Source organism: Arthrobacter antibioticus (genome assembly GCF_030063205.1).
In the GTDB taxonomy this organism is placed as follows: domain Bacteria; phylum Actinomycetota; class Actinomycetes; order Actinomycetales; family Micrococcaceae; genus Specibacter.
The window spans coordinates 711,000-737,848 of sequence record NZ_JASISQ010000001.1 but is presented as its reverse complement, the minus strand read 5'-3'; the positions used below and the strand labels follow the sequence as shown (position 1 = coordinate 737,848).

The 26,849-nt window shown below is 54.7% G+C and carries 18 protein-coding genes and 2 pseudogenes; 10 read left to right on the top strand and 10 right to left on the bottom strand.

The window, feature by feature from the left end:
- Positions 1 to 24: 24 nt before the first annotated feature.
- The 7 genes from QMG40_RS03390 to QMG40_RS03360 all read right to left on the bottom strand — a co-directional run bounded on the left by QMG40_RS03390 (position 25) and on the right by QMG40_RS03360 (position 10,029).
- Positions 25 to 1,314 carry a nucleotide sugar dehydrogenase gene (locus QMG40_RS03390; RefSeq protein WP_283527905.1) on the bottom strand — a complete coding sequence of 430 codons (1,290 nt, stop codon included), beginning with the start codon at positions 1,312 to 1,314 and terminating at the stop codon, positions 25 to 27.
- 145 nt (positions 1,315 to 1,459) lie between these two features.
- A complete protein-coding gene (locus QMG40_RS03385; protein ID WP_283527903.1) occupies positions 1,460 to 3,577 on the bottom strand; it encodes a glycosyltransferase family protein in 2,118 nt (705 codons plus the stop codon).
- The gene (locus tag QMG40_RS03380) at positions 3,574 to 4,929 is read right to left on the bottom strand and encodes a glycosyltransferase family 4 protein (RefSeq protein ID WP_283527901.1); all 1,356 of its coding nucleotides are present in this window, start codon (positions 4,927 to 4,929) and stop codon (positions 3,574 to 3,576) included. Before QMG40_RS03380 ends, QMG40_RS03385 begins: the two co-directional genes overlap by 4 nt.
- A gap of 54 nt (positions 4,930 to 4,983) precedes the next feature.
- Positions 4,984 to 6,126, bottom strand: coding sequence for a non-hydrolyzing UDP-N-acetylglucosamine 2-epimerase (gene wecB / locus QMG40_RS03375; protein ID WP_283527899.1), 1,143 nt, complete (start codon positions 6,124 to 6,126; stop codon positions 4,984 to 4,986).
- Between the two features lie 79 nt (positions 6,127 to 6,205).
- The gene (locus tag QMG40_RS03370; protein ID WP_283527897.1) at positions 6,206 to 6,817 is read right to left on the bottom strand and encodes a YdcF family protein; all 612 of its coding nucleotides are present in this window, start codon (positions 6,815 to 6,817) and stop codon (positions 6,206 to 6,208) included.
- A gap of 123 nt (positions 6,818 to 6,940) precedes the next feature.
- On the bottom strand, positions 6,941 to 8,746 hold the full coding sequence (locus QMG40_RS03365; protein WP_283527895.1) for a hypothetical protein: 1,806 nt from the start codon (positions 8,744 to 8,746) through the stop codon (positions 6,941 to 6,943).
- A 92-nt stretch (positions 8,747 to 8,838) separates the two neighbouring features.
- Positions 8,839 to 10,029, bottom strand: coding sequence for a CaiB/BaiF CoA transferase family protein (locus QMG40_RS03360; RefSeq protein WP_283527893.1), 1,191 nt, complete (start codon positions 10,027 to 10,029; stop codon positions 8,839 to 8,841).
- Positions 10,030 to 10,170: 141 nt separating this feature from the next.
- On the opposite strand from QMG40_RS03360, the gene QMG40_RS03355 reads away from it, so the two are divergent.
- Entirely contained in the window at positions 10,171 to 11,010 is an 840-nt protein-coding gene (locus QMG40_RS03355; RefSeq protein WP_283527891.1) for an IclR family transcriptional regulator, read from the top strand.
- Positions 11,011 to 11,031: 21 nt separating this feature from the next.
- Here QMG40_RS03355 and QMG40_RS03350 read toward each other — a convergent pair whose 3' ends face one another.
- Both QMG40_RS03350 and QMG40_RS03345 read right to left on the bottom strand, forming a co-directional pair.
- Complete coding sequence (locus QMG40_RS03350) at positions 11,032 to 12,141, bottom strand: histidinol-phosphate transaminase (RefSeq protein ID WP_283527888.1); 1,110 nt, start codon at positions 12,139 to 12,141, stop codon at positions 11,032 to 11,034.
- A 64-nt stretch (positions 12,142 to 12,205) separates the two neighbouring features.
- Complete coding sequence (locus QMG40_RS03345; protein WP_283527886.1) at positions 12,206 to 13,666, bottom strand: purine-cytosine permease family protein; 1,461 nt, start codon at positions 13,664 to 13,666, stop codon at positions 12,206 to 12,208.
- A gap of 269 nt (positions 13,667 to 13,935) precedes the next feature.
- Between QMG40_RS03345 and QMG40_RS03340 the strand changes: the two genes are divergently transcribed.
- The 6 genes and pseudogenes from QMG40_RS03340 (at position 13,936) to hutU (ending at position 21,551) form a co-directional block, all read left to right on the top strand.
- Positions 13,936 to 15,132, top strand: coding sequence for an acyl-CoA dehydrogenase family protein (locus tag QMG40_RS03340; protein WP_283527884.1), 1,197 nt, complete (start codon positions 13,936 to 13,938; stop codon positions 15,130 to 15,132).
- Positions 15,133 to 15,257: 125 nt separating this feature from the next.
- On the top strand, positions 15,258 to 16,598 hold the full coding sequence (nhaA, locus tag QMG40_RS03335) for a Na+/H+ antiporter NhaA (RefSeq protein ID WP_283527881.1): 1,341 nt from the start codon (positions 15,258 to 15,260) through the stop codon (positions 16,596 to 16,598).
- A gap of 149 nt (positions 16,599 to 16,747) precedes the next feature.
- A complete protein-coding gene (gene arsB / locus QMG40_RS03330; protein ID WP_283527879.1) occupies positions 16,748 to 17,833 on the top strand; it encodes an ACR3 family arsenite efflux transporter in 1,086 nt (361 codons plus the stop codon).
- Positions 17,793 to 18,284 (top strand): annotated as a pseudogene (locus QMG40_RS17375) (arsenate reductase ArsC); the annotation flags it as partial. The gene arsB and the pseudogene QMG40_RS17375, both read left to right, overlap by 41 nt.
- 54 nt (positions 18,285 to 18,338) lie before the next feature.
- Positions 18,339 to 19,649, top strand: a pseudogene (locus tag QMG40_RS03320) (NAD(P)-binding protein); the annotation flags it as partial.
- 222 nt (positions 19,650 to 19,871) lie between these two features.
- Entirely contained in the window at positions 19,872 to 21,551 is a 1,680-nt protein-coding gene (hutU, locus tag QMG40_RS03315; protein ID WP_283527877.1) for a urocanate hydratase, read from the top strand.
- A 128-nt stretch (positions 21,552 to 21,679) separates the two neighbouring features.
- Here hutU and QMG40_RS03310 read toward each other — a convergent pair whose 3' ends face one another.
- Positions 21,680 to 22,468 carry a GNAT family N-acetyltransferase gene (locus QMG40_RS03310; protein ID WP_283527875.1) on the bottom strand — a complete coding sequence of 263 codons (789 nt, stop codon included), beginning with the start codon at positions 22,466 to 22,468 and terminating at the stop codon, positions 21,680 to 21,682.
- A 156-nt stretch (positions 22,469 to 22,624) separates the two neighbouring features.
- Here QMG40_RS03310 and thiL point away from each other — a divergent pair, with 156 nt between their 5' ends.
- Genes thiL through QMG40_RS03295 form a run of 3 tightly spaced genes read left to right on the top strand, consistent with a single transcriptional unit; the run spans position 22,625 to position 26,844 of the window.
- A complete protein-coding gene (thiL, locus tag QMG40_RS03305; protein WP_283527873.1) occupies positions 22,625 to 23,641 on the top strand; it encodes a thiamine-phosphate kinase in 1,017 nt (338 codons plus the stop codon).
- Positions 23,631 to 24,620: a DAK2 domain-containing protein gene (locus QMG40_RS03300; RefSeq protein WP_283527870.1), complete on the top strand. Its 990-nt coding sequence runs from the start codon at positions 23,631 to 23,633 to the stop codon at positions 24,618 to 24,620. Before thiL ends, QMG40_RS03300 begins: the two co-directional genes overlap by 11 nt.
- Entirely contained in the window at positions 24,607 to 26,844 is a 2,238-nt protein-coding gene (locus QMG40_RS03295; protein ID WP_283527868.1) for an ATP-dependent DNA helicase RecG, read from the top strand. The genes QMG40_RS03300 and QMG40_RS03295 overlap by 14 nt, the downstream gene beginning before the upstream one ends.
- Positions 26,845 to 26,849: the final 5 nt, after the last annotated feature.

Sequence of the window (26,849 nt, the reverse complement as noted above, 5' to 3'; positions counted from 1 at the left end):
TAGGATATGGCCCGTAAAAAAACCTTAGGCCTTGCCAATGACGCGGTAAGTGACGCCTTCCCACTTCTGAGGCGAGCTTACCCGGCGCCCGTCGATAAAAGCCTTCACACCCGGCAGATCCGAAGGAGTCAAAGCCTGATACTCGACATGGTCAGCCTGCACCACTGCAGCATCAACGCGCTCACCTAAGTGATACGGCACAAACCCAAGCTGAATAAGTTCAGTATCTGTGTACATAGGGTCATGGACTAAAGCAATTCCACCACGCCGGCTGATCGCCTCAACGGCGTCAAACACCCCTGAGAACGCAGTTTCTTTAACACCCCCGCGATAGGCAGCCCCCAGCACCACCACACGTGCCCCACTCAACTCCCCGAAAGCACCTTCAAGAAGGCCAATCGTGTAATCAGGCATCGCCGCGTTCGCCGCACGTGCTGCCCTGACAACTGTGGCATCAGGATCATTCCACAGATACAAGCGAGGATAGACCGGGATGCAGTGCCCACCAACCGCTATACCCGGCTGATGAATATGGCTAAAGGGCTGGGAGTTCGAAGCTGCAATCACCTGGTAAATATCAATCCCAGTTTTAGCCGCGTACCGAGCAAACTGATTCGCTAAACCAATATTCACATCACGGTAAGTAGTCTCAGCCAATTTAGCCAGCTCAGAAGCCTCAGCAGAGCCAAGATCCCACACACCATTGCCCCGCTCCAGATCGGGACGTTCATCAAAGTCCAGAACCGACTCGTAAAACTCAATAGCCCTAGCGGCACCAGCCTCTGAAAGCCCACCCACAAGCTTTGGATACTTACGCAAGTCAGCAAAAACACGCCCAGTCAAGACACGCTCAGGGGAAAACACAAGATGGAAATCTTTGCCCTCCACAAGTCCGGAACCAGCCTCCAAAGCCGGCTTCCACCGGTTACGAGTAGTTCCCACCGGCAACGTTGTCTCATAAGCGACAAGAGTATTAGGACTCAAATGACGGGCAAGCTCCGCCGTGGCCGCATCCATCCAACCAAAATCAGGTTTAGCCTCCGCATCAACAAACAACGGCACAACCAGCACCACAGCATCAGCGCCAGGCACCGCCTTGGCATAATCCGTCGTCGCCCGGAGCCTACCGACAGGGACCAATTCAGATAACTTTTCTTGTAGCTGCCCCTCACCAGGGAACGGCTCCATGGCAGCATTCACCAAGTCCACAACGTTTTGATTGACATCAACACCAACCACCTCATGGCCCTTAGAAGCAAACTGGACAGCCAACGGCAAACCAATCTTACCCAGTGCAATAACCGCAATCTTCACGTTGTATATAACCTAATCTATTGATCGAAAATAGTCTGAGGTGAAACCCGAAAAATAATGTCAACCGCATAACGGTATACCTAATACGATTGGTACCATAGTAACCTGCTGTGGAGTTTGCAGAACAAGCCCAATTAGGAGAACTTCAGCTAGTAAGGCTGAGTACGGTCTCGGTCCTAGCTCTCCAAGAATGGGATTCACGAACCGCACGAAAATCAAAATGTTCAATATTCTTAACAACACTTGTAATACAGTCAAAAATATCATCCTCAGAACGGGAACAGACTCGACCGATACCCTCAACAATAACAAATTCAGCTATAGCCATATCTGAAAATGTCACAATTGGGAAACCTTTTTCAATCATGGTCATAGTCTTGTATGGAAAACTGAATTTTGCGTAGGAACTACTGAGGAAAATTGTGCCGACAGAACGCACTGTAGTGGGAATATAGTCCTGAAAGTCACAATGTAAAACACGAATATTACTATAGCCAGCCAAATTGAATTGCAATAAGCTTTTATCAAAAAGTGCTCTGTCGCTCTTTCGGATGACAAAATCAAAAAAGTATAACGAGGGCTCAAAGCGATGAATTGATGAAAGAAACAAATCCATATTATAGACATCACCGATCCCACCGCTGTAAACAATCGTTACCGACTCAGGATTAACGTTGGGTGACGTTAGATGATTCTTATCCCAGAAGTTGCTTTCAGATACGCCTGGCTGCAGCGGTGCCCAAGGCGTAGAAATAGAGACCTGATCACCCAAGAGTTTTCTAAAACCTTGAATAGACTCCAGGTTAGGGGCATACAGCATGTCAGCAAGGTGTGCGACTCTTCCGAGCTCATGTAGGCCACGAGAGACGGTGGTCATTTGTGTGCTCGTCATCAATCCATTGGCTCCAATTTCAGGATCTAGCCAATGTAAGTCGCGAACAAACCAACCTATAGAGCAACCATTTAGTTTCAGAATTTCAAGTAACACTAGAAGTTGGGAAATAACATCATATGTTGCAATAGGAGATGTCGAATTTTCCCCGTAAAACATATTTGCTTTAAATCCAGATTCAATTAACCAGCGAATATAGAATATTTTTCGTCGTAAAAGTTTAGCATTTGAGGTAATGAGTACAGTCGGACGATTTTTGTATATCGACTCGGCCATATTTCTAATTCTTAGTGGACGAGCACCGTTAGCACGATTCTCGATAGGTGATACTGTAAAGTAAAGATCGAATGACTTTTCAACTGATAAACGAGGAGTTGACTCATAAAACCAAGGATAATTGTATTGCATATCTCGCTCCAAAGACGCCACAGGACTAGTGAGTGGCACTCGTATATGAGCACCTGCGGATCCGCCTTCCTCTGTCGTCAGATCGCCCACTAAACGATTTATGAGTGAAACAGCGTTGGCATAATTTGGAAATTCGTCTTTACTAAGAATAAGGCTCGTATTAAATGTATCTTCCGCATATAAATATTCTGCATCTTCTGAAAGACCAGCTAATATAGAATTTCCGTTCCTTGAATCACCAATCAAAATGGCGTGTGAGCAATCTCCGATTCTGTAACGCATTGTAGCGGGGAATGTTCGACCGGTAGAAAGATCTAACTTCGTATATAAATCACGTGCTTTGATGCGTTTTATTTCGAAGCCATGACTCAGTAACTGCTCTTGGTATAGATTTATGCGGACTTCCAAATCGCTATCTGTATCAACAGTAGGTTCAATAATGGCAATTTTCGTATTCTTGCGGTTGTGGTCCAATATTCGATTTTTTGGTTGAATGAAGAGAGGATAAACAAAGTGCGGTACTTCTGATCCATGGGCACTCGCTTTATCCATTTCCCAGGTATCTTCAAAAAAGAGTCGTTTAGAGTTCGTTACAGCCTTCATAAATCTTTCAAGCAGACCCGTGCGCCTAATACTGAAGTCCAGTTCGCCCTTCATAACCAGCGCAATCACGTCGTGGGAGTCAATATTTGAGTTTGCGTATATTATGGCCTCAATACCAATAGCGAAGACGTGATCAATTTTATGTGTTTCTATCAGTTGACTAAAATAGCGAGACAGTAATAAGTGTTCACTATTAACAAATGTCTGACTTATCCAAGTGTTAGCAGGAATTATATTTTCTGGATAAAATCTATTCTCTACAATATCGTAGAAAATGACGAAATCTTCACTGTGCTTGAGGGCAGTAAAAAGATTCCCTTCTACAGCACCAATTTGGCTGACAAAAATGAGACTACTCATCGTCTTGAACCACCAAGAATTCCCATAATTTCGGCCTCACGTTTCACAGTCTGTTGTTCGCCGCATTGTGACCTAGCCCTGAGAGCTGCTGCTTTGGACAATTGGTCAAACAATGCGGGATTTTCAAATATGCGTATTATTTCGTCGGCCATAAATTGTGCATCCTCTGGTGGAGCAACCACTCCGGTATTTGAATCTATAAATTCTGGAATTGCCGTCACTGAATTTGTCACAGCAATAAGACCGGACGACATAGCCTCATCTCTGGAAACGCCTTGAGAGTCAAGGCGGCTGGGGACTAAGAATATTCCATTTGTCTTATGGAGAGCTGCTATCTCCTCCTGCGAAACAAACTTCTGTTGAATTGAGACGTTTGATTGATTGACAAATGCATCTTGGAATTCGTGGAAATATTTTCCATTACCTATTATAGTTATTTTTAATATATGCCAGTACTTTGATCTCTGAAGAATACGAAGACACCCGATGGCTAAATCGTTGCCATATTTTCTTGCGTCGGCACTCCTTACCCATAAAAGATTATATCTTTGATTAATATCCTTGGGCACAAAACTGAAGAGTTTGGTATCAATAAAATTGTGCACTATTTCAGTTCGTTTTTTTGGAAAAGTAAGTTCCATGTCTTCAGTGACAGCATCTTGCCACCACTTAGAAACAAAGATAAATTTTCTCGGGCCATATTGATGACCAACCACATGCTTCCAGAATCTTTGAAGTTGCAAGGTTCTTTCAATGTTTCCGGTGAGTTCCTCGGTTGTGTTGTATTCGAAGATTCTGCGTACCCACCGATTTACTTCGTACCCATGAAGATAGACAAAGAGGTTCAGGTCTTTGAGGAAGGGATTAAGAACGTTCCACATTTCATGGTTGAGAAAGTGAACGCTAACCGACTCATATTCTTGTGTAGAAAGTAGATACAAAAGTTCATTTACATAGCCGGATAGAACTTTTACATCTTTATATTCATATATTTTTTGGGGTAAACGTTTTCCAAAAGCGACAACGTCAACCTGTGCACCGTATTGTTTATAGTATTCTACTCGGCGGTGAACGAAACCATTACCGTATTCCGCCCCATAGTTCGGATATTCGTTTGCAATAATTAGATGTTTTTTTCCTGCAATACTGTTGTAGTCAACATAGGCTCTACCGATATGAAATTTTGAGTCTACGTTAGTATCGTGGCTGTTAGGTCGCTCTATCTTGGAAGGTTCAATTTCCGAAGACAAAGCCTTTTTAAGATGAATATTTTCTAAAAAAAGATAGGTGATCAGCTCAGATTCGGTATAAGTCGCACCAATTAGATTTTTATTTATAAGATGAGTTGGCATGATTGACTTCCCGTTACATACTGATATTGTCTATTTTTCATAAAATAGTTGTAACTACGAAGAAAAATCGGGAATTCGCTCACCCAGATTTAGCATATGCGCGATAGCACTAACCGTGCGTTCAGCAGCCATACCGTCGCCATAAGGATTAACGGCCGTTGCCATCTGCGCGAAGTACGACTGGTCTGTCAGCAGCCGTTCAACTTCAGTGACAATGCGGTCTTCGTCAGTGCCGATAAGTTTGACTGTGCCAGCGACCACAGCTTCAGGACGTTCGGTGTTGTCCCGCATGACGAGAACCGGTTTACCAAGGCTTGGGGCTTCTTCCTGGACACCACCTGAGTCCGTGAGTACGATGTGCGCCAGCGAGATCATTCTTGTAAATTCGCCATAAGCCAGTGGTTCTGTAATTATGACGTTTTTTTTGTGTTGGACGGCTGGCAATACAGCTTGTCTAACAACAGGGTTCTTATGCGCCGGGAACACGATCGTCATATCGGGATATGCGTGGGCGATGCGTGCGAGCGCTCGCCCAACGCCGCGCATTGCATCGCCCTGATTCTCTCGACGATGGGTTGTTACCAACATTATCTGCTTGCCACTTTTTGCCAGAGCCTCTAGAACCGGATCTGTAAAAGTGATCTGCTTATCAACAGTGGTCAGAAGGGCATCGATGACTGTGTTTCCAGTGACCACGATATCGGCCTTGTTGACGCCTTCATTTAGGAGATTCTGTTTGCTTGTGCTGGTAGGAGCAAGGTGAAGACTGGCGATCTGTGTGGTGATCTTTCGGTTTGCTTCCTCTGGAAACGGTGAAAAAAGGTTGTGGCTCCGCAGACCCGCCTCGGCGTGGACGACGGGGATGCCACGGTAAAAGGCAGCCATTGCACCTGCTGTCGAGGTCGCAGTATCTCCTTGAACAACTACGACATCGGGTTTGGAGGCTGCAAACAACTTATCAAGACCAGTGATGGTGCGTGTGAGTATGTCAGAAAGGGACTGGCCAGGCTGGTGGATATCGAGATCATGAGTGGGGACGATGCCGAATAGTTCATTGACCTGATCCAGCATTTCGCGGTGCTGCCCGGTGACTGTTACAACGCAGTCGAAAATATCGGACTTCTGTAGTGCTGCAACAATTGGAGCCATCTTGATGGCTTCCGGACGAGTTCCGTATATTGGCATGACAACAGGCATAGTTCCCCCTAAGGAAAAAGTTAGATACTTTTTATGGAGTTTATCTGACGATTAGATTTTTGTGAATTTGGTGTGCTGCCTAGCTATTTCTGGGTGTCAGTTGATGCGGGCCGGGGGAATCACACTCGGGATTGCTGTAAACGGTGAGGAGACCGCCGGTTTCTATGACGAACCGGCGCAGCCACTGCCAGGTGGAGAATTGCGGGGTGGTGGATGCCATGGTGACCTTGGAATCAACGCATTGACTCATTAGGTGGCCAGCCCGTTCAATGTGGTATCTGGAGGTCACTACGGTCATTGTTTTCCAGTGGTGTTGTGTGGCCAATTTGCCCAGCGCCGTCGCCTCGCCTCGGGTATCCATTGGGGAAGGGGTAAAGCACACAACGTCGGGATAGATTGCTTGGTTGCTGTGAGTGTCACAGTACTCATCCGCGCTTGCATTACCGGGGGTGTCAGTCTGCGAGATGACAAGATACTTGGCGCCAAGTTCGGAGCGCAGCAGCATCGCATCCAAGAGCCTTTCCTTACTAGCCCCTCCCAACATAACTACCGCATCAGCATTTTTTGCCGAAGCGGGATGGACGTTGTAAAACAGTTGATAAGCCGTAAGGAGCCACGCGAGGAAGAGTGCCGCGAGAAATGCCCCAACAATGAAGATGGTTTTCTTACGGGGCATGTGGAGTGCGGGCATCGGCCCATTCTAACGGGAGCGGGTGACAGCTCTGTGCCAAGAGATGAAGGGAGATGAATTTAAGCGGCGGCGACGGCTCCCTTTGGGAGCGCCGCCGTCGCCGTTCAATCGTGGGGTTGTTGCCTAAAACGTGAAGTTCAAGATAGTCGCCGTTCCGGAGTTTAGTGGGACAGAAACGGACTTCTGGCCGGGCTTGAAACCGGGAATTTTTCCCTGTTCTTCTGCAGTTTGGCCTGCAGACTCAAGGCCGTCAATCTGTGTCTGGTCCTGAGCGGCGAGTTCAGGACCAGCCAACTGGGTCATGGTACCGGTGGCGGCCTGCTGCGGCAGTTTTAGGGTTATGTTAACCGGCGTCTGCTTCTGCGGGTCATTCTGATTGATGACCATGACACCCATGGTGCCGTCAGCGTGCTTAACCGGGTAGGCGTAGATGTTCTCATTACCGTCTACTTGGGATTTCAGGAAATCTCCGGAACCTAGTTTGTTGACCATCATAATTCCGTAGTATTGCGGACGCATGGTCACTATGCCGTTGGGTTGGCGGTACGGACCGCTGTCACACAACGGCGAGCCCGGTGCGCCGCCTTTGCACGCCTCGAGGCCTCCGTGGAAATCTAGCTGGGTCACGCCTTCAGCTGCCGAGCGCATCGCATAGTTGACAGTCCACAACGCGGAAGCGTGAGTCTTGAGTGTTTGGTTGGAGCCGGGACACGCGGAAATGTTCGCTTCCGAGTTCCATACCGGAACATTGTGACCTGCCGCGGCCTTCACTGCAGATGCCGCGTAGGCGGCGCTGTCGTCACTGAGCTGACGCGAGAGGAGGATAGGAATGGTCCGCGCTCGGTCTGAATTTGCGGCGTCACTGCATTCGTGCAATGGGTAGTTGTGATAAGTCAAAGCACCTTGGTTCGGCAGATTCAGCGCTATATAATCTTTCCACCAGCCATCGTTATAAACTTCGGGTCCAACCACTTTCACCTCAGGGGCTGCTGCGGCTATTGCGGCAGAGTATGCACGGGCTTCTACAGCCCAGTCTTCAAAGGTGAAGTCAGCAGGTCGCAGAGCCAGGTATTTGTTCTCAACCCGGTTGTAGCCGTTGGGTTCGTTGCCCAGACTGATACCTACCAGGCGGTCACCAAGGATTTGGTGGGCATACTTTGCGAAGTCCGCAGCCCGTTCTGGGTCGTAATGGCCCATGTCCACAGCCAGCAGAGTTCGGGCGTTACCTTGGTCGAGGAGATGTTTCAGGTTCGTCAGAACCTCGGGGGTTACTTTGACCACTTTGCGGATGTCTTTGGGGTAGCTGGGGACGACTTCCCAGTTCGGGATGGGCTCATCCGTGGACGTCCAGAAAAATCTGCGGTCAACGGCCTGTGCGCCAAAACGAATAACTGGATTGCCTGACATCTTCAGGATATCCACAAGGTTCGACTGGTCAGGGTTCATTTGCATGTCGACAAGGTGGTCGGTATCCAAGGACAATCCCGCTAAGCCCTCAGGCATGATTTTCCCAGAGGCGTCCGCACCGACGGTGATGGTGGTGTCCTGTATGGGCTCGGTGGCAGTGGTAGGAATCTCAGGCTGAACGTAGTCCGGGCGGTCGAATTCAGGGAATGTCTTTTCTGTTGCCGGGGCAGCAGTAGTTGCCTTTGCGCTGGTAATGACCGGCGCCTGCGTTGTTTCCTGTGGGGAAGTAGCAGTCAAGTTGGTCAGCAACGGAGTGCCGACAAGGACGAAAGCCACCACGGCCACAACTACCACCGCGCCAGATACTGTGGCGGCAACCACCCGTTTGTGTCGCGGCCCGTTCTCAGGAGTCCGGTGATGACGCCCCTCTGCCACGGTAGCTTCTGGAACTTCTGGAACTTCTGGAACTTCAGGAACTTCGGGTTCTTCGGGGGATGGAGGGGTGCTGCTGGGCGGGGTCATAAAGGCTCCAAGAATGGCGTGGTCAAATTCGGACCTCCCAAACTCGGGTCCTGCAAGAGTCTATCTGTAGGTAGTAAAGTCCGCGGAACCGATCAGGGCAGGCCGGTGCGTTCAGGCCCCACCACCCACCTGGTAATCAGACCGTTGTGCTGTCCTAGCGTGGGAGCCGGAGAAGGTGCCACGGAACCTGTGAGGCGCAATGGCGAGGCCAGTGTTTTAAAGCCGTCCGACTCGGTTGCCACGTTGCCGCGGTACTCTGAGTGCTCGCTGGTAAGGGCTTCATTGACGGTGTGCACCTTGGCAACCGGTACGTGATGAGCCGTGAGTAACTCGATTGCCTCATCATCTGTAAAAGTACTAAGGGCCTCCTCCAAAGCGGCACGAAACTCCACAGGGAATTCATTGCGACGCGTTTGTTCCTTGAAGCGCTCATCCTCAAGCCAACTGGCACGGTTCAGGGCTTCGGTGAGACGAGGGAACAAACGGTCACCGGCAATGGCGATGGCGATGGAACCGTGCCCGGTTAAATAGGTGCTGAAGGGGGTGGACATGGCATGGTCATTGCCACAGGCTACGGGCTCCTCGCCATGCAAGGCGCGCATGCCCACGGACTCCAACACAGAAATGAGGCTGTCAAGCATAGCCACGTCGATGTGCTGGCCCTTACCCGTTGTGTGACGTTCGTTGATAGCTGCCAGAGCCGCGATGGCACCATACAAGCCGGGGATCACATCGCCAATGCTGATGCCGACTCTTGTTGCTTCCCCATCCGGCCAGCCGGTGATGGACATCAGCCCGCTCATGGCTTGGGCAATCAGATCGTAGGCGGGAGCCTTTTGTAGAGGACCGCCTTGGCCAAAGCCTGAGATGCTCACAATGACAATCCGCGGGTTCACTTTCAGCAGCTGCGCGGCAGATAGTCCCAGCCTGCCCATGACACCAGGACGGAAGTTCTCAATGACAATGTCAGAACGGCGAACCATGGCAAGGAGCTGTTCACGTTGCTCTTGAATTTTGAGATCCATGGTGACACCGTACTTACTGCGGTTAAACAGTCTGTAGTACGCAGACTCCCCGTTGTACCAAGGACCGAAGTGGCGGGAGTCATCCCCGTCGGGACTTTCAACCTTAATAACCTCCGCGCCCAGATCTGCAAGGATCATGGCACAAAACGGACCGGCCAATACTCGGGAGAGGTCTAAAACCCTTAATCCTTCCAATGATCCGGGGCGGTTCAATGCGGCGGGGTCAGTGGTGGCGTCGGAGAGGTTCGCGGAGGGCATGAGATTCTGATCCTTTGAAAGGTGACCGGACTGACTGTCCAGTAGGTGTTATATCAATCACAGCACCTTTGGCATCAAATAGTTGCTGGTGGCAGAGCATCTCATCTGTGATCCCAGACGTAGTGCAGCTATCATAAACGTATGGGCTTTAAGAATTTGCCGCAGGTTCCGGCCGCCAAGAACGTACTGTCAGTGCTTCGCTACGTCGCCTCTCAAGGTGGGGCGGTGGGTGCCGCAGCGATTGCCCGTGATGTGGATCTACCCCGGTCCACCACCTATCATCTGCTGGCCGCTTTGGTGGATGACGGGTTCGTGGTGCACCTTCCTGAAGAGCGCAAGTATGCGCTGGGTGTCACGGCCCATGAGTTAGGTACCGGTTACAGCCGCCAAGCGCCACTGCACCGTCTTGCCCGGTTCCCCATTGCCCAGTTGGTTGAACGCACCAAGCGAACAGCGCACCTTGCCGTGATGCACGGGCGCGAAGTCATCTACCTCATTGAGGAGAGAGCTAAGCGGCAAAGTGCGCTTGTGACCCATCCTGGCGTCAGACTCCCTGCGCACCTGACGGCTAGTGGACGGGCCATGCTCGCCTCCATGTCTACTGACCAACTAGCGGCCCTGTATCCGGGCCCGGAGGCGTTTCCAACCAGGTATGAAACTGGTGTGCACTCTGTACCGGCACTAAACGAGCTGCTGGAGAAGATACGTGAGCGGAAATTCTCTTGGGAGCAGGATGAGGTCACTGACGGTTTCTCTTCTTTGGCTGTTCCTGTCCTGGATAGGAGTGGTTTTGCCGTGGCCAGTGTGACCCTAACAGTGGCGAACCGGCCGGCGCTCAGCCCCGCAGCGGCAGCACGGAACTCTAAGGAAGGAATTATCCAAGAACGCACAGTGGAATTGGAGGACCTGGCCACCAGATGGCTACCAGAAGTAAACCGGTGCGCCACCGAAATTTCCCGCCGACTGCGCCCCACTGGGTAGCGTGCTGGGAACCAGCAGTAGCTAATGAGAGCGATTTACCAGCCAGGCATCCACGGCCCGCAGTACCGCCGCCTCTGCATCCCGGGAACCAACAGTGATGCGGACACCCTCGCCGGGGAAACAGCGAACTCCCACGCTGTGCGCTAAACAAGCCGCCTCAAGCGCCTCGGCTTCCTCGGCCACCGGCAACCAAAGGAAATTCGAGCCGCTGTCAGGAAATACTAAGCCCCTGGCTGTGAACTCAGTGGATAACGCTATGCGGCCCTCGCGAACCGTGGCGACATTGCGTTCCATGGCCTGGCGGTTGGCAAGTGCTGCAACGGAAGCTGCCTCAGCAATAGCGTTCAGGCCAAACGGTGGTGATGCGGCCCGGACATGGGCTGCCAGTTCCGGATGTGCCACCATATACCCAGCCCGCAGGCCAGCCAGCCCGTATGCCTTGGAGAAAGTCTGCAAGATGACAAGATTGGGGTGAGTTGCCAGCAAGTCAAGACTGTGCTGGGAGGAGGCATCGGCGTCGTCAGTGAATTCGAGATAAGCCTGATCCAGTACCACCACCACTTGCGAGGGAATGGCCGCCAACATGTCCTTGAGCTCCGAGGATCCGATAACAGTTCCGGTGGGGTTGTTGGGGCTGCACAGGATCACGGCGGCGGTGGTGTCGGTGACTGCGCTGGCCATAGTGCTGAGGTCATGGCAGTGCTCGGCCGTCAATGGAACCTCAACGCAGCTGGCCCCGGTGAGGCGAACCAAAATGGGGTACGCCTCATAGCTGCGCCAAGCAAAAACGACTTCCGTACCCGGCCCGGCGAATGCCGTCAGCAATTGTTGCAGAACGGCGAGGGAACCACCCCCGGTTACCAATTGCTCCGGGGCCACACCCAATCTAAGACTCAGTGCATCGATTAGATGTTCACCGGTCAGCGTGGGATAGCGCTGGCAATGGCTGGCCGCTTCTGCAATGGCGGCCAGCACTGCCGACGACGGCGGGAGGAACGATTCGTTCGATGACGCACGCCACATGGGCGGTATGCTTCCACCTGCCTTGGAGTAGACCGGTAGTGCCGCAACCAGCTCGCGGGGCTGCGGTAGAACGGCTGGCTGTGGCGCTGTTCTCAGGTGGTTATTCATCAACAAGTCCTCTTTATGGGTTCGGCACTGTGGTCAGAGCGAGGCTCGGGGCGGTGAAGGGGTGCTAGAGAGCGGCAGCGGCAGGATCGGGGGAGATCTCATCATCGGCCGGGTAGATCATCTCCGCTGGAGGGTGATTGAAGCGCTTAGCCACTGGGTAGTAGATAGCTGCCGTCACAATGAGACCCACAATCCAAGAGATGTCAGCGCCACCGAGCAGGGGAGTGATGGGGCCCGTGTACATCGCCTGGGCGAGGAACGGGATCTGAATGATGACGCCAAAGAAGTACGTCAGTAGCGCTGGCACATTCCACGCGCCGTAGCGTCCCTTAGGATCGTAGAGTGCCGGGACATCAACCTTCTCCTTCGAGGAGAAGTAGAAATCAACGAGGTTGATGGAGCTCCACGGGATGAACACCATCAACAGCAACAGAACAAAGTTCTTGAAGTTGGAAATGAAGTCATCGGAGGCAACCAAGGCGATGATGACTGAGACGGTGATGAAGCCAATAACATAGGCAAAGCGCACCCACGGGGCAAAACGTAGCTGGCGCGTGAAAGAGCTGACGGAAGTCAGAATCGTCATATAGCCGCCATACGCGTTCAAAGTGTTGACTGTCAGCTTTCCCACCACAATCACGATGTACATCAGCACAGCGATAACACCGCCGCCGGAGAGGTTACCCACAAACCCAACCTGCTCATCAATGAACGCGTGGCCGGCTGCCATAGGGATGGAAGCAAACAGCGCACCAAGCGTCATGGACCATTGAGAACCCAAAACGGCGCCAGAGAAGCAAGAAAAGAACGTTTTGCGGGCCGGTGTATTGGCCGGGAGATACCGGGAGTAATCAGCAACATAGGGACCGTAGGTCAGCTGCCAGCCAGCGCTTAGAGAGATCGAAAGCAGGAATGTGGGGATGGCGAACCCGCCCACTCCCATGACAGCGCCGACGTCGTGCATCAAGAAAAGCCGGATGGCCAAATAAGTAAAACCGATTATGCCCACAATGGTAGAGATACGGCCCAGCAGGTGAATGTACTTATAACCCAGGGTGGCCACGAGTACTGTCAGAGCGCCGAAGATGATGACACCAACTGCGGGGTGATTAGTGGGAATGATCTGGTTCACGGCCTGCCCGGCCAATACAGCGCCGGTAGCGGCAAAACCCAAGTACATAACGATCACCAGAATCAGCGGGATAACCGCGCCGAACACGCCAAACTGGGCGCGACTGGAGATCATCTGAGGCATACCCAGCTTGGGTCCTTGAGCTGCGTGCAGGGCCATGACAGTGCCACCGAGCAGGTTACCGATGAACAGGCCAATGATGGCCCACAAGGCTTCAGAGCCGAAGATCACCGCCAGGGAACCTGTAACGATGGCCGTGATCTGCATGTTTGCCCCAAACCAGAGAGTGAACTGGCCAAAGGGCTTCCCGTGGCGCTCGCGGTAGGGCACAAAGTCGATTGACCTGCGCTCAATGGCCGGCCCGCTCTTTCTCACCGTTTGAGTTCTTGACATTTCATTCCTCCGTTGGAATTTGTGTGGCCCGTGGACTGGTTTGCTATGTCAATCTGAGCATGACTGAGTAGAGCGGAGTAGCTCAGCTCACCAATCTCGTCTGTGATCCCAGACGAGTGGCTGATTTGTGTGATCTGGGACATAACCGGGCCCGGCTAGGGCTATGTTCGAAGCAGTTGGTGGAATCAGAGGCGCGTCTCCTCTGATTCACCCAACGGGCTTTGCGCCTGCTCGATTGCAAAATAACGACCACCTTTAGGAGAATTCCCTTGACTGACACAACAAATACCACCGAAAAAAGCGAGCTGCCCTACGCTGATGGAGACTTTTTCCACTTCGAGAGCTTGCTACCGGTTAATGAGCTGGACAGGCTGAACACCATTAGGGACTGGATGGAAGAACACGTACGCCCCATTTCCCGTGACTTCTGGAACCGCAGCGAGTTTCCAGTGCACCTGATTCCCCAGGTTGCCGAATTGGACATGATCAGCCCTGTACGCCGTCAAGGACACTCGCACCTACTGGCCGGCATGGTGACAGCAGCAATCCACAGGGTTGACGCCTCCTTTGGGACGTTCTTCAGCGGCCACGACGGGCTGTTCACCGGCTCCATCGAGTTGCTCGCCTCTGAGGAGCAAAAAGCAGCGTGGTTGCCAGATATATATGCACTGAAAAAGACAGGAGTGTTCGCCATCACCGAGCCCCTCGCTGGCTCCGATGTTGCCGGTGGCACGCAAACCACAGCAGTACGTGAAGGTGAGAACTGGATTCTCAATGGAGAAAAACGCTGGATTGGAAATTCCACCTTTTCTGACTACGTGATTGTTTGGGCCAAAGATGTGGCCGACGACCAGGTCAAGGGCTTTTTGGTTGAAACCAAGACTCCCGGATTTAGCGCCACCTTAATTGAAAATCGTATTTCCTTGCGTGCAGTTCAAAATGCGGACATTGTCTTGAAAGATGTTGTGGTGCCCCACTTCTTTAAGCTTGTAAACGCGAATAGTTTCCGCGATACCAACAAGGTACTCAAAACAACACGTGCCACCGTGGGTTGGCAGGCAGTGGGAATTCAGCTAGCAGCTTTTGACGTGGCCCGGAAATACGCCGTAGAACGGCACCAGTTCGGCAAACCTATTGCCAGCTTCCAGCTAATTCAAGAGCAACTTGTCACCATGCTCTCCAACGCCGAAGCTTCCATGGGCATGATGGTCCGCCTGGCGCAAATGGAAGATGAGGGGACCACTCGCAACGAACATTCAGCAATGGCCAAGGCGTTCGTGACTAAGTGCATGCGCGAAACAGTCGCGTTGGGCCGGGGCATCTTGGGTGGAAACGGGGTTTCGGTGGACTATGAGATGGCAAAGATTTTCTGTGACGCTGAAGCGATTTACACCTACGAGGGAACCTATGAGATAAACACCCTAGTGGCAGGCCGAGCCATCACTGGGATCGCCGCTTTCGTCTAGAACTGCAGTTCTTTGTTCCAGATGTTTGTTAGCGTTAACGGTGGCGGCGCAGTGCGCGGTAGTCTTGTTCAAGGTGAGCCGGGAAGTCTGGTCGGCGTAATATTGTCGACCTCAAAAGGACTCTTATGAAGCAAAAACCCGTTAAAACTGTTCGTGGCATTGTCTTAGGCCGTGGCAGCTACACCGAAGCGCTGCGCATTGGCGAGATCCTGCGGAAAGAAACCGTTGGCGGCATTCTGCTGGTTGCCGCCGCCGTCATAGCAATCATCTGGGCCAATTCGCCCATTTCCGAAGGCTATTTCGCCTTGCGCGATTTCAAGATCGGTTACGCACCATGGCATCTGGAGCTCAGCTTAGGGACGTGGGCAGCTGATGGCTTACTGGCTGTGTTTTTCTTCCTGGTTGGTTTGGAACTCAAGCGTGAGTTCATAGCGGGGGATCTGCGAAAGTTCAGTAAATCCATAGTGCCTGTGGCCGCAGCCGTGGGCGGAGTGGCGATACCGGCGGTAATTTACGCGGTCATCAACCTCAGCAGCCCCGATACGCTCCGGGGGTGGGCCATCCCCACAGCCACTGACATTGCCTTCGCTGTGGCCGTGCTGGCCATTATTGGATCTCATCTACCGAGCGCTCTACGGATCTTCCTTCTAACCTTGGCTGTTGTGGATGACCTCTTGGCCATCAGCATCATCGCCGTTTTTTATACAGATGAGATCCAAGTTGGGCCGCTACTACTGGCTCTCATTCCGCTGGCCCTTTACACTCTTTTGGCGCAGAAATACCGTCGCTTCTTTGGGGCTAAAGTCTGGACTGCTTGGGCAATCCTGCTTCCATTGGGTCTTATCACTTGGGGGTTGGTGCACGCCTCCGGCGTTCACGCAACTGTGGCCGGTGTGCTGCTTGGTTTTGCCATTCCTGTGATTCGATCACAAGCAAATGGCGGTCCCGAGGCGGGCCCGGGATTGTCGGAAATTTTTGAGCACCGCTTCCGCCCCATCTCAGCAGGTATTGCCGTTCCGGTCTTTGCTTTCTTCTCAGCAGGAGTAGCGATCGGTGGGTGGGACGGTCTGGTGTCAGCCGCAACGGACCCTGTTGCTATTGGGGTTGTGGTTGCGTTGGTGCTTGGGAAGCCAGCCGGGATCATGGGCACCACCTGGGTGTTGACGAAGTTCACCAGGGCATCTCTGGACCGTTCGCTGAAGTGGATTGACGTCTTTGGGGTCTCGCTGCTGGCAGGAATCGGTTTCACCGTCTCACTTTTGGTGGCGGAACTGAGCTTTGGGCAAGGTAGCCCCCATGATGATCACGCCAAGATCGGCATTCTCCTAGCCTCGGTGATCGCTGCTCTTCTTGCCTCGGCCATACTGACAACCAGAAACCGTCAATACCACGCGGTGGAGCTAGAAGAGATGGTTGATGATAACCATGATGGTATTCCGGATGTGTACGAGCACAATAACGACTAGCACTGATCTTTAGGCATGAGCCCCTCCCTGTGGGAGGGGCTCATTTTTATTGGATGATCACGGCCCTCGACGTACTTCAACTATATATTGACATTTATCAATATAGAGTTAAAACTGGTCATATCGACAATCATCAATCTAGAGTTCTAATGGCGAGGAGCCCTGTGAATACGCAGACCACAACCTCTGGTGAGCAGGCTGTAGCAGGCAAACTCTCCACCCTGGATACGTTCCTTCCTGTGTGGATTATTGCCGCCATGGCCGCAGGTCTGTTGTTGGGACGTTTTGTGCCAGGCCTGAACATGGCGCTGGATGCCGTGAAGATTGGCTCCATCTCGCTGCCGATCGCCATAGGGTTGCTGGTCATGATGTACCCGGTGCTGGCAAGGGTGCGCTATAACGAGACGCGCCGAGTCTTGGCGGATCGTAAGCTACTGATCACCTCCTTGGTGCTGAACTGGGTACTGGCCCCAGCTTTCATGTTCTTTTTGGCTTGGATCTTTGTCCCGGACCTGCCTGAATACCGCACAGGGCTGATTATTGTGGGCTTGGCCCGCTGCATTGCCATGGTCATGATCTGGAACGATCTTGCCTGCGGAGACAGGGAGGCCGCGGCGGTTCTTGTATTACTAAACTCCGTCTTCCAGCTGTTTGCGTTTGGTGCTTTGGGCTGGTTTTACCTCCAGGTGCTGCCCGGGTGGCTGGGACTTCCGACGGCGTCCGCTGACTTTTCATTCTGGGCCATCACCGCCGCCGTGCTGGTCTTCTTAGGGATTCCGCTGCTGGCAGGGTTCCTGACCCGATCCATTGGCGAAAAGACCAAGGGGCGGTCCTGGTATGAAGAAACGTTCCTCCCCAAGCTGGGCCCATGGGCGCTCTACGGACTGCTCTTCACCATTACTTTGCTGTTTGCTTTACAGGGGAAAACAATTACCTCCCAGCCCCTGAATGTGGCGCGGATAGCGCTGCCGTTGCTGGTCTACTTTGTGGTCACCTTCACCGCAGGCATGATCATTGGCCGGAGTCTAAAACTCGGCTATGCCAAAACCACCACCTTGGCTTTCACGGCTTCGGGGAACAACTTTGAGCTCGCCATTGCCGTTGCAATTGGCACCTTCGGGGTCACCTCCGGTCAGGCCCTGGCAGGTGTTGTGGGCCCGCTCATTGAAGTGCCTGTTCTTGTGGCTCTGGTTTATGTGGCTCTGTGGGCCCGTCGCCGCTTTTTTACCAACTGAACCAGCACTAGCGCAGCCCCACAAGTGCCCCAAAATTTCCGTCATTTTTACCAAGGAGTATGAATTCGTGAGCGCTACCGAAACTAATAAGTTACCTTCCGTTCTGTTTGTCTGTGTGCACAACGCAGGACGTTCCCAGATGGCTGCCGCTTATCTAACGGCCCTGTCTCACGGGGCAATCGAGGTACGCTCCGCTGGTTCTGCCCCGGCGGCCTCTATCAACCCGGCGGCCGTGAGCGCCATGGCTGAAGACGGGATCGACATGGCCGCCCAGATCCCCAAGGTCCTCACCACTGATGCGGTGGAGAAGTCCAGCGTAGTTATCACCATGGGCTGCGGCGATGCCTGCCCCGTGTTCCCCGGCAAGCGCTACGAAGACTGGCAACTCGCCGACCCTGCAGGGCAGGGGCTTGAGGCTGTCCGCGCCATCCGTGATGAGATCAAGGCCCGAGTCCTTGCCCTCATTTCCGTACTCCTGCCCACTGAACCCCTGCCACCTGAACCCCTGCCACCTGAGTTGCCGGTGGCAGTCATTGGGGCTGGGCCTATTGGTTTAGCCGCTGCAGCGAATCTGGTGCAACGCGGGCTTACGCCCCTGATTTTTGAATCAGGGGAGCACGTTGGTGCCGCCATCCGGGCGTGGGGACACATTCGCTTGTTTTCACCGTGGCGGCACAACATCGATCCGGCCTCCAGACGCCTGCTAGAAGCTACTGGCTGGAGTGAACCCCGGCTGACAGCCTTGCCATATGGCAGCGAACTTGTGCAGGAGTATTTGGCACCGCTTGCTAACATCCCGGCTATCAAGAATGCCCTGCATTTTTCTTCCACTGTCACAGCAGTGAGCCGGGTAGGTATGGACAAGACGCGTTCAGGTGGCCGTGCCGAACAGCCTTTCCTTATCCGGGTGGAATCAGCTGACGGGTCTGTACAGGACCACCAGGTCCGGGCCGTGATTGATGCTTCCGGCACCTGGGCGCAACCCAACCCGTTGGGCCAGAGCGGATTGGTTGCTGCAGGGGAGAAGGAAGCTACCGCAGCAGGACTCATCACAACACCCTTGCCAGATGTCACCGGCACAGCGCGCGCCCAATTTGCCGGAAAACACGTTTTGGTTATTGGCGCCGGGCACTCGGCCGCAAACACGTTGCTAGCTTTAGGCCAGCTGGCCAAGAACGAGCCGGGCACCCGAATCAGCTGGGCCGTCAGGGGCCCCGATGCCTCGCGCCTCTACGGTGGTGGAAACCTTGACGGCCTGCCGGCCCGCGGCCAACTCGGCAATCGCCTGCACCAGCTCGTCAAGGATGGCTACATCGACTTGCACACCTCCTTTGTAACCACATCCTTCTCTTTCTCCAGCGTGCCCGGTGCAGCTACCTTCGGTACGGAAACCTCCAACATGGAAACTTCCGGCGAAACTGGGGGAACTCTGCAAGTCACAGGTAACACTGTCAATGGTGAGGTAACCCTTGAGGCAGATGTGCTGATCCCCGCCACCGGGTTCCGCCCGGACCTGGACATCTTGCGAGAACTTCGACTGGAGTTGGATCCTGCTGTGGAAGCACCCCGGGACCTTGGGCCCTTGATCGATCCCGAATTCCACTCCTGTGGAACGGTCCCCGCCCATGGTGCCAAGGAACTGGCGCACCCCGAGCAGGAGTTCTACATTGCGGGTATGAAATCCTATGGCCGGGCCCCAACCTTTCTGCTTGCTACTGGCTACGAGCAAGTCCGTTCCATTGTGGCTGCCCTCGCCGGAGATCTCACCGCAGCTGATCAGGTGCACCTTGAGTTACCCAAAACAGGTGTTTGCTCCGGCGCCTAAGTGCTCCTTGAGTCACGCTAGTGGTGAGTGGTTCGCAAAAGCCGGGCACGCGGCGTCGTACATCCCTGGTAATAACCGCCAATTGTCTTGTATGGCAGACAGCGTGAGGTGTGGGTGCCTAGGATTGCCGGGCTGAGCGGGGTTTGATGAATACATAAGCAAATGCGTAAGGGTCTTTGGGCCCGGACAAAGATCCCACAGCTAAGGAACATCATGGCAACGATGCATGACCCATCCCGCTCCATCAGTGCAGCACGCGGCACCGAACTCTCCGCCAAATCGTGGCAAACCGAGGCGCCCCTGCGTATGCTCATGAACAATCTGGATCCTGAAGTTGCCGAACGTCCCGAGGATCTTGTGGTCTACGGCGGGACCGGCCGCGCCGCCCGCTCCTGGGAGGCGTATGACGCCATCGTTGCCACCTTGAAGACGCTGGAAGACGATGAGACGCTTCTGGTTCAGTCGGGCAAACCCGTGGGTGTGTTCCGCACCAATGTGTGGGCGCCCAGGGTGCTGCTGGCCAACTCCAACCTGGTGGGGGATTGGGCCACGTGGCCGGAATTCCGCAAGCTGGAGGCCGAGGGCCTGATGATGTACGGACAGATGACGGCCGGCTCATGGATTTACATTGGCACCCAGGGGATTCTGCAGGGCACCTTTGAAACGTTCGCGGCCATTGCCGAGAAGCGCTTTGGTGGCACGCTGGCTGGAACGCTGACCCTGACCGGTGGTTGCGGTGGCATGGGCGGAGCTCAGCCGCTGGCCGTGACACTCAACGGCGGCGTCTGCTTGATTGTGGATGTCTCCGCTGAGCGTCTCCAACGCCGCGTGGGCAAGCGCTACCTGGATGAGCTGGCTCCTTCCTTGGATGCGGCCCTTGAGCGTGTTCTTGAAGCCAAGGCTGCTAGGACCCCGCTGTCCGTGGGCGTGGTGGGCAACGCCGCCGAGATTTTCCCGGAAATTCTGCGCCGCCATCAGGCGGGGGAGTTCATCGTTGACATTGTCACCGACCAGACCAGCGCGCACGATCCGCTCTCCTACCTGCCCACCGAATTCTCCGTGGAGGAATGGGCTCCGGAGTCCGCGGCCGACGCCGAAGGGTTCACCAAAAAGTCCCAGAACTCCATGGCCCGGCACGTCCAGGCCATGGTGGAATTCCAGGACGCTGGCGCTGAAGTGTTTGATTACGGCAACTCGATCCGCGATGAAGCACGCAAGGGCGGGTACAACCGGGCCTTTGACTTCCCCGGCTTTGTGCCGGCGTACATTCGCCCACTGTTTTGCGAGGGCATGGGCCCGTTTCGCTGGGTTGCCCTCTCCGGAGATCCCGAGGACATCCGCGTGACGGATGAGGCGCTAAAGGAATTGTTCCCGGAAAACGCCCACCTGCACCGCTGGCTTGACGCCGCCGCTGAGCATGTTGAATTTGAAGGCTTGCCGGCGCGTATTTGCTGGTTGGGCTACGGCGAACGGGCCAAGGCCGGTGTCATGTTCAACCAGCTGGTAGCGGACGGTAAGGTCTCAGCGCCGATCGTGATTGGCCGGGACCACCTTGACTCCGGTTCAGTGGCCTCACCATACCGCGAGACCGAATCCATGAAGGACGGCTCCGACGCCATTGCCGACTGGCCGTTGCTAAACGCCATGCTCAACACCGCCTCCGGCGCCACCTGGGTTTCCATCCATCACGGCGGTGGCGTGGGCATTGGTCGCTCCATCCACGCCGGTCAGGTCTCCGTTGCCGACGGCACACCGCTGGCTGCGGAAAAGCTGGAACGCCTGCTGACCAATGATCCCGGCATGGGCGTGATTCGCCACGCCGACGCCGGATACGAGCGTGCGCTGGAGGTTGCCGCCGAGCGCGGTGTCCGCGTCCCCATGCAGGAGCAGTAAGCCCGCCCCGCCCTGCCGAGGTTGGAGATAATGACACCTCTCCACTACGGTCAGCATCGGTCCGGAGGCCTTGCTGACCGAGGCGGTAGCTGGACAGGGCAGGGAAGGTGAGTGTCCGGCGTCGTGCGTCAGCGTTTCCAGTTATATGGGGTGGTTGTGGATACCTTGACCAGGCCGGAGCGCTCGAGGATGGGGCGCGAGTATTCCGTGGAATCGCTGTGCACGAATTTTTTGCCCATAGCCAGTGCCGAACGGACTCGTGCGGTGGTGAGGGCGCGGTATATGCCTCGGCGGCGGTAGGGCTCGAGGGTGGCCCCGCCCCAAATACCGACAAAATCGGTGCCGGTGACAGGTTCCAACCGGCCGGCGCTGACCATGCGTCCCTCAGCTTCAGCCACCCAGAGCTCCATACCGTCCTTTCGACCCAGACGGGATAGAAGAGAGTCAGCGGCACGCGTGTCAACGGATTCGCCAAATGCCTCATCGGCCATGGCGCTCATGGCGCGCACATCCGCGTCGGAAGTGATTTTTCGTAGTGTCACGCCGCTGGGCAACGCAGCATCCGCGGCCAAGGCGGCAAGGGGCCCGATCATGATGGACTCCGGATTCTCGGCAACAAACCCACGAGCCAGCAGTGCCTCGTGTAAGCCGGGCGCTTTATCATGACCGCGAGACTTCCATTCCACGCGGTTGATCACCGGATCTGCTTCGAAATATTGCAACGCTTTCGTGACAAGTGCGCTGATCGCTGGGGCATCTGCGTCGGCAAGGTCTTGATAGGTGACAAAGCCGCGCCCACCAGCGAAAGTGACAAGCCGCAGTGGACCCTCAATCATCACGTTGCTGGCGCTGGGGGTTTCTGAGTCCGTCCGAAGTTGATCGTCATAGGCACTGAGGTACTGCTCTTTAATTGTCATTGGTTTCAGTTTCTCAGGCTGTGGGCCGGTGACGCAATGCCCGGAGCTGACGTTTTTGGGAGTTTTAGGGATTTCTGGGGGAGGCCAAATGCGCCCCGGTTGGGGCGCCACAGTGCGGAATCCAAGAATGTCCCACCCTGACGCTACGGTTAAAGCATGACTCTCACAGTGGCCAACCTCTCCGAGTCCGAGCTCCTGGCTCGGATTTTTCCACGCCTGCACGCCGGCAGTTCCATGGTGCTGGGGCCCGGGGATGACGCCGCCATCATCTCCGCGCCAGACGGCCGCATAGTCATCTCCATCGACACCCAGGTCCAGGATAAAGATTTTCGTCTTCTCTGGCCCAATGGCAGCACTTCCAGCGGATTCGATGTTGGGTGGAAGGCTGCCGCGCAAAACCTCAGCGACATCAACGCTATGGGTGCAGTTGCCACGGCCATGGTTATCAGCCTCACCCTGCCAGGCGGCACTCCGGTCAGCTGGGTGGAGCACTTGGCGGAGGGTTTGAGCGCGGCGATCCTAGCCCTTGGTGCACCGGGGTGTTCGGTGGCTGGAGGAGACCTTTCAGGCGGCAACGAATTGGTGGTAACAGTGGCAGTGACTGGCTCAATGGAGGGCCTTTCCCCGGTCCTGCGAAGTGGAGCTGGGCTAGGAGACCAAGTAGCAATCTGCGGCAATATGGGGTTTTCGGCAGCCGGCTGGGCCCTGCATGAAAGTACTCTGAACCCTGCTCAATACAGTCCGGCACTGATTGCTGCCGCTGAACTTTTTGCCCGGCCCCAACCTCCGTTGGCTGCCGGGCCCGCTGCAGCATCAGCCGGTGCCACGGCCATGATGGACATCTCCGATGGCCTCCTGCGTGACGCCACACGGATGGCCAACGCCAGCAACGTTAGCGTGAACTTGAACGGCAACGTATTGAAAAAGTTTGCACAAAAATTAGATGAATGTGCGCTGGCATTGGGAGCAGATCCGCTGCAGTGGGTGTTGACAGGGGGCGAAGACCACGGATTGTTATCCACATTCCCTGCCGGTGCAACACTCCCGCCAGGCTTCGTTGGGATAGGCTCTATAGTGTCCATCGACGCCACCAAACCGGTAGTGACTATTGACGGACGGAACTTCAAAAGCGCCGTGGAAGGCGCTCTGGGATGGGATCATTTTGCAGTCTAAGATCGCCGCAACTGCGCCCGTAGTTCGCCGATGGTTGGCGATGGCCGAGCAAACGTTGGCTAATCATAGCGACCGCCTCAATGCTATTAATATCTACCCGGTGGCCGACGCCGACACCGGCACTAACCTGTACCAAACGGTCCGGGCGGCGGCCCAAGCAGTCTCTGAGTTAGCACCCTCGGATGTGGGGGTCACCATGGCTGTTGCCGGGCGAGCCGCGATGGAGCAGGCTCGAGGAAATTCTGGGACACTACTTTCAGTTTCTCTTGTTGCCATGGCTGAGCCGCTCATTGGTGCCCAACGGCTCAGCGGGCCATTGATGGCAGCTGCCTTGCACCGAGCTCAAATACGTGCCTGGAGTGCTTTGAGTGAACCAATGCCAGGCACTATGCTCTCTGTCTTGGAGGCAGCATCCAGAGGTGCAAACTCAGTAGAGGGCGCCCATAACGGCGATGAATCTAACCACGCTCTGGCGCAGACTATTGACGCTGCGGTCATAGCCGCCAGAGAAGCGGTAGTGCTCACCGAGTCCCAGTTAGGAGTGCTCAGCGATGCTCGCGTAGTGGATGCTGGTGGAGTGGGGCTGCTGCTCATCTTGGACTGTTTGCGGTCCGTAATTATGGGTGAGCCGCTGCAAGAAGACCTGATGGACGGCCTCTCAGGCTACAAAGTCCAAGATCCTAACATTGCTCTGTCCATGCCGGAACAAGAAGGTGTTGAAGTCATGTGCACCATTACGTTAAGCCCGTTGGCGGCAGCAGGACTGCGCATGGAGCTTGGCGATCTAGGTGATTCGGTGATCATGAGCGCAGTCTCTGAAGAAGCTGATGACATGGGAGCCTACCCGTGGCGCCTACACGTTCATGTCCCTTCGGCTGCTGTGGCTTTGGAAGCTATCCGGGCTGTGGGTGATCCAAGCAATGTGAGCATCTCAACGCTATCGGCCCGTGCTCCTGAGGATGCCCATGAGTTCTACTGATCCGGGCGTTCCAGAATCAGGGGCAGCAAAACCGGGCAACCCGTATTCAGATCTTCTCTTGGAGCTGGGTCGGCTGGTGGGTGCCACCACCGCTAAGCAGGTAGCCAAGGGGCTGGACATCACCACTGTGGGGCAGATGCTCCACCAGTTTCCGCGACGCTATATTGCCCGCGGAGATCTGACAGATCTTGACCAGCTGCAGGTGGATGAAGAGGCCACGATCCTTGCCCGGGTGGTGGATTTGCGGACCCGTTACATGCAAACCCGCAAGGGCACCATTAGCGATGTGGTTATCACCGACAACTCCGGCCGGCCCTCCTCCCTGGTCATCAGTTTCTTCAACGGGTTCAAGGCCAAACAGGAATTGAAGCCAGGGGTGCTGGCAATGTTCTCAGGCAAAGTGGGCAGCTACGGTGGACACAAGGTGCTGACCAATCCAGGGTATGTTTTGCTGGCCGATGATGAACTGGCCGAACACGAAGTGGAAATACACGCCTCCAAACCCGTGCCGCTCTACCCAGCCACCGCCAAATTCCCCAGTTGGAAAACAGAACACGTCATTAAAGTGCTCCTACCCATCTTGGACTTTGCCATGATCCCGGACCCTGTGCCCCAGCACATCGCGGCACGAGAAAAACTCATGCCGCTGGCAGAGGCCTACGATGAAATTCACATCCCCTCAAGCATGGATACCTGGCCGCGTGCCCGTAAGCGCTTCCGTTTTCAAGAAGCGTTGGCGTTGCAAACCGCTTTGGCACAAAAGCGAGCTGAGGCGACTCGCTTGGACGCCACCTCACGAGCTGCTGTCAGCGGCGGCCTGTTGGATGCCTTCGACGCGCAGTTACCCTACACACTCACGGGGGGCCAGAGGGAAATTGGTGCTTTGGTTGCCACTGAGATTGCCGCCGGCCACCCCATGCATAGGCTGCTGCAGGGGGAGGTTGGTTCCGGTAAAACCGTGATTGCTTTGCGCGCCATGCTCCAAGTGATCGACGCCGGAGGTCAAGCCGCATTCTTGGCCCCAACTGAGGTTCTGGCCGCCCAACACCTGCACTCCATCTCGGCTTTACTGGGCGCTTTGGGGGCGGGGACGCTTATTGGCGGGCAGCACGCTACAAAGGTGACATTGTTGACGGGATCCATGCCTGCTGCCGCTAAGAAGAAAGCTCTCTTGGCTGCAGCCTCGGGAGAGGCCGGCATTGTGATTGGCACGCATGCGCTGCTTTCAGACAACGTGCAGTTTGCTGACCTTGGCTTGATAGTGGTGGATGAACAGCACCGCTTCGGTGTGGAGCAGCGTGACGCCCTCCGTGCAAAAGCTCTGAAACCTCCGCATGTATTGGTTATGACGGCCACCCCCATCCCCCGAACTGTTGCTATGACGGTGTTTGGAGATCTTGAGGTCTCCGAGTTGACCGAGCTTCCTGCCGGCCGGGCACCCATTCTTACGCATGTCTCACCGCTGTCTGAGCATCCCGGCTGGGAACCCCGGGTTTGGTCGCGAACGCGGGAAGAGATCGACGCCGGCCACCAGGTCTATGTTGTGTGCCCCAAGATTGGGGAGGCTCCGGACGACGACGATGTACCCCCCGCCGAGGGTGACACACGCCCCATGGCCGGGGTGTTAGATGTTGTGCAGTATTTACGTCGGGTACCGGTACTGGCGGGAACCCGCATTGAGGTCCTGCACGGACGTTTGGATTCCGCTGATAAACAGGGAACCATGGCTGCGTTTGCCAGGGGCGAGATAGACGTGCTGGTGGCCACCACCGTGATCGAGGTTGGCGTGGACGTCCACAACGCCACGCTGATGGTAATTCTCGATGCTGACAGGTTTGGCATCTCGCAGCTGCATCAGTTACGCGGACGCGTGGGACGTGGCGGGTTGAAGGGTACATGCCTGCTGGTGACCAGCCTGGAAAAGGATCATCCCAGCCGCAAACGCCTGGACGCGGTGGCAGCAACCACAGATGGTTTTGTGCTGGCAAAACAAGATCTAGAAATGCGCCGTGAAGGTGACATTTTGGGGGCCAGGCAATCAGGTGGGGGTTCTGGATTGCGTATGCTCAGTGTGCTGCGGGATGAGGATTTGATTGAGCGTGCCCGGCAGGACGCCACTGAAATTATCAGTAAAGACCCCGAACTGGCGTTTCACCCGGCTTTAAAGCTGGAAATTGAGATGTATTTGACCGAGAAAAATGAGGCATTCCTTGAACGTGGCTAGTCACA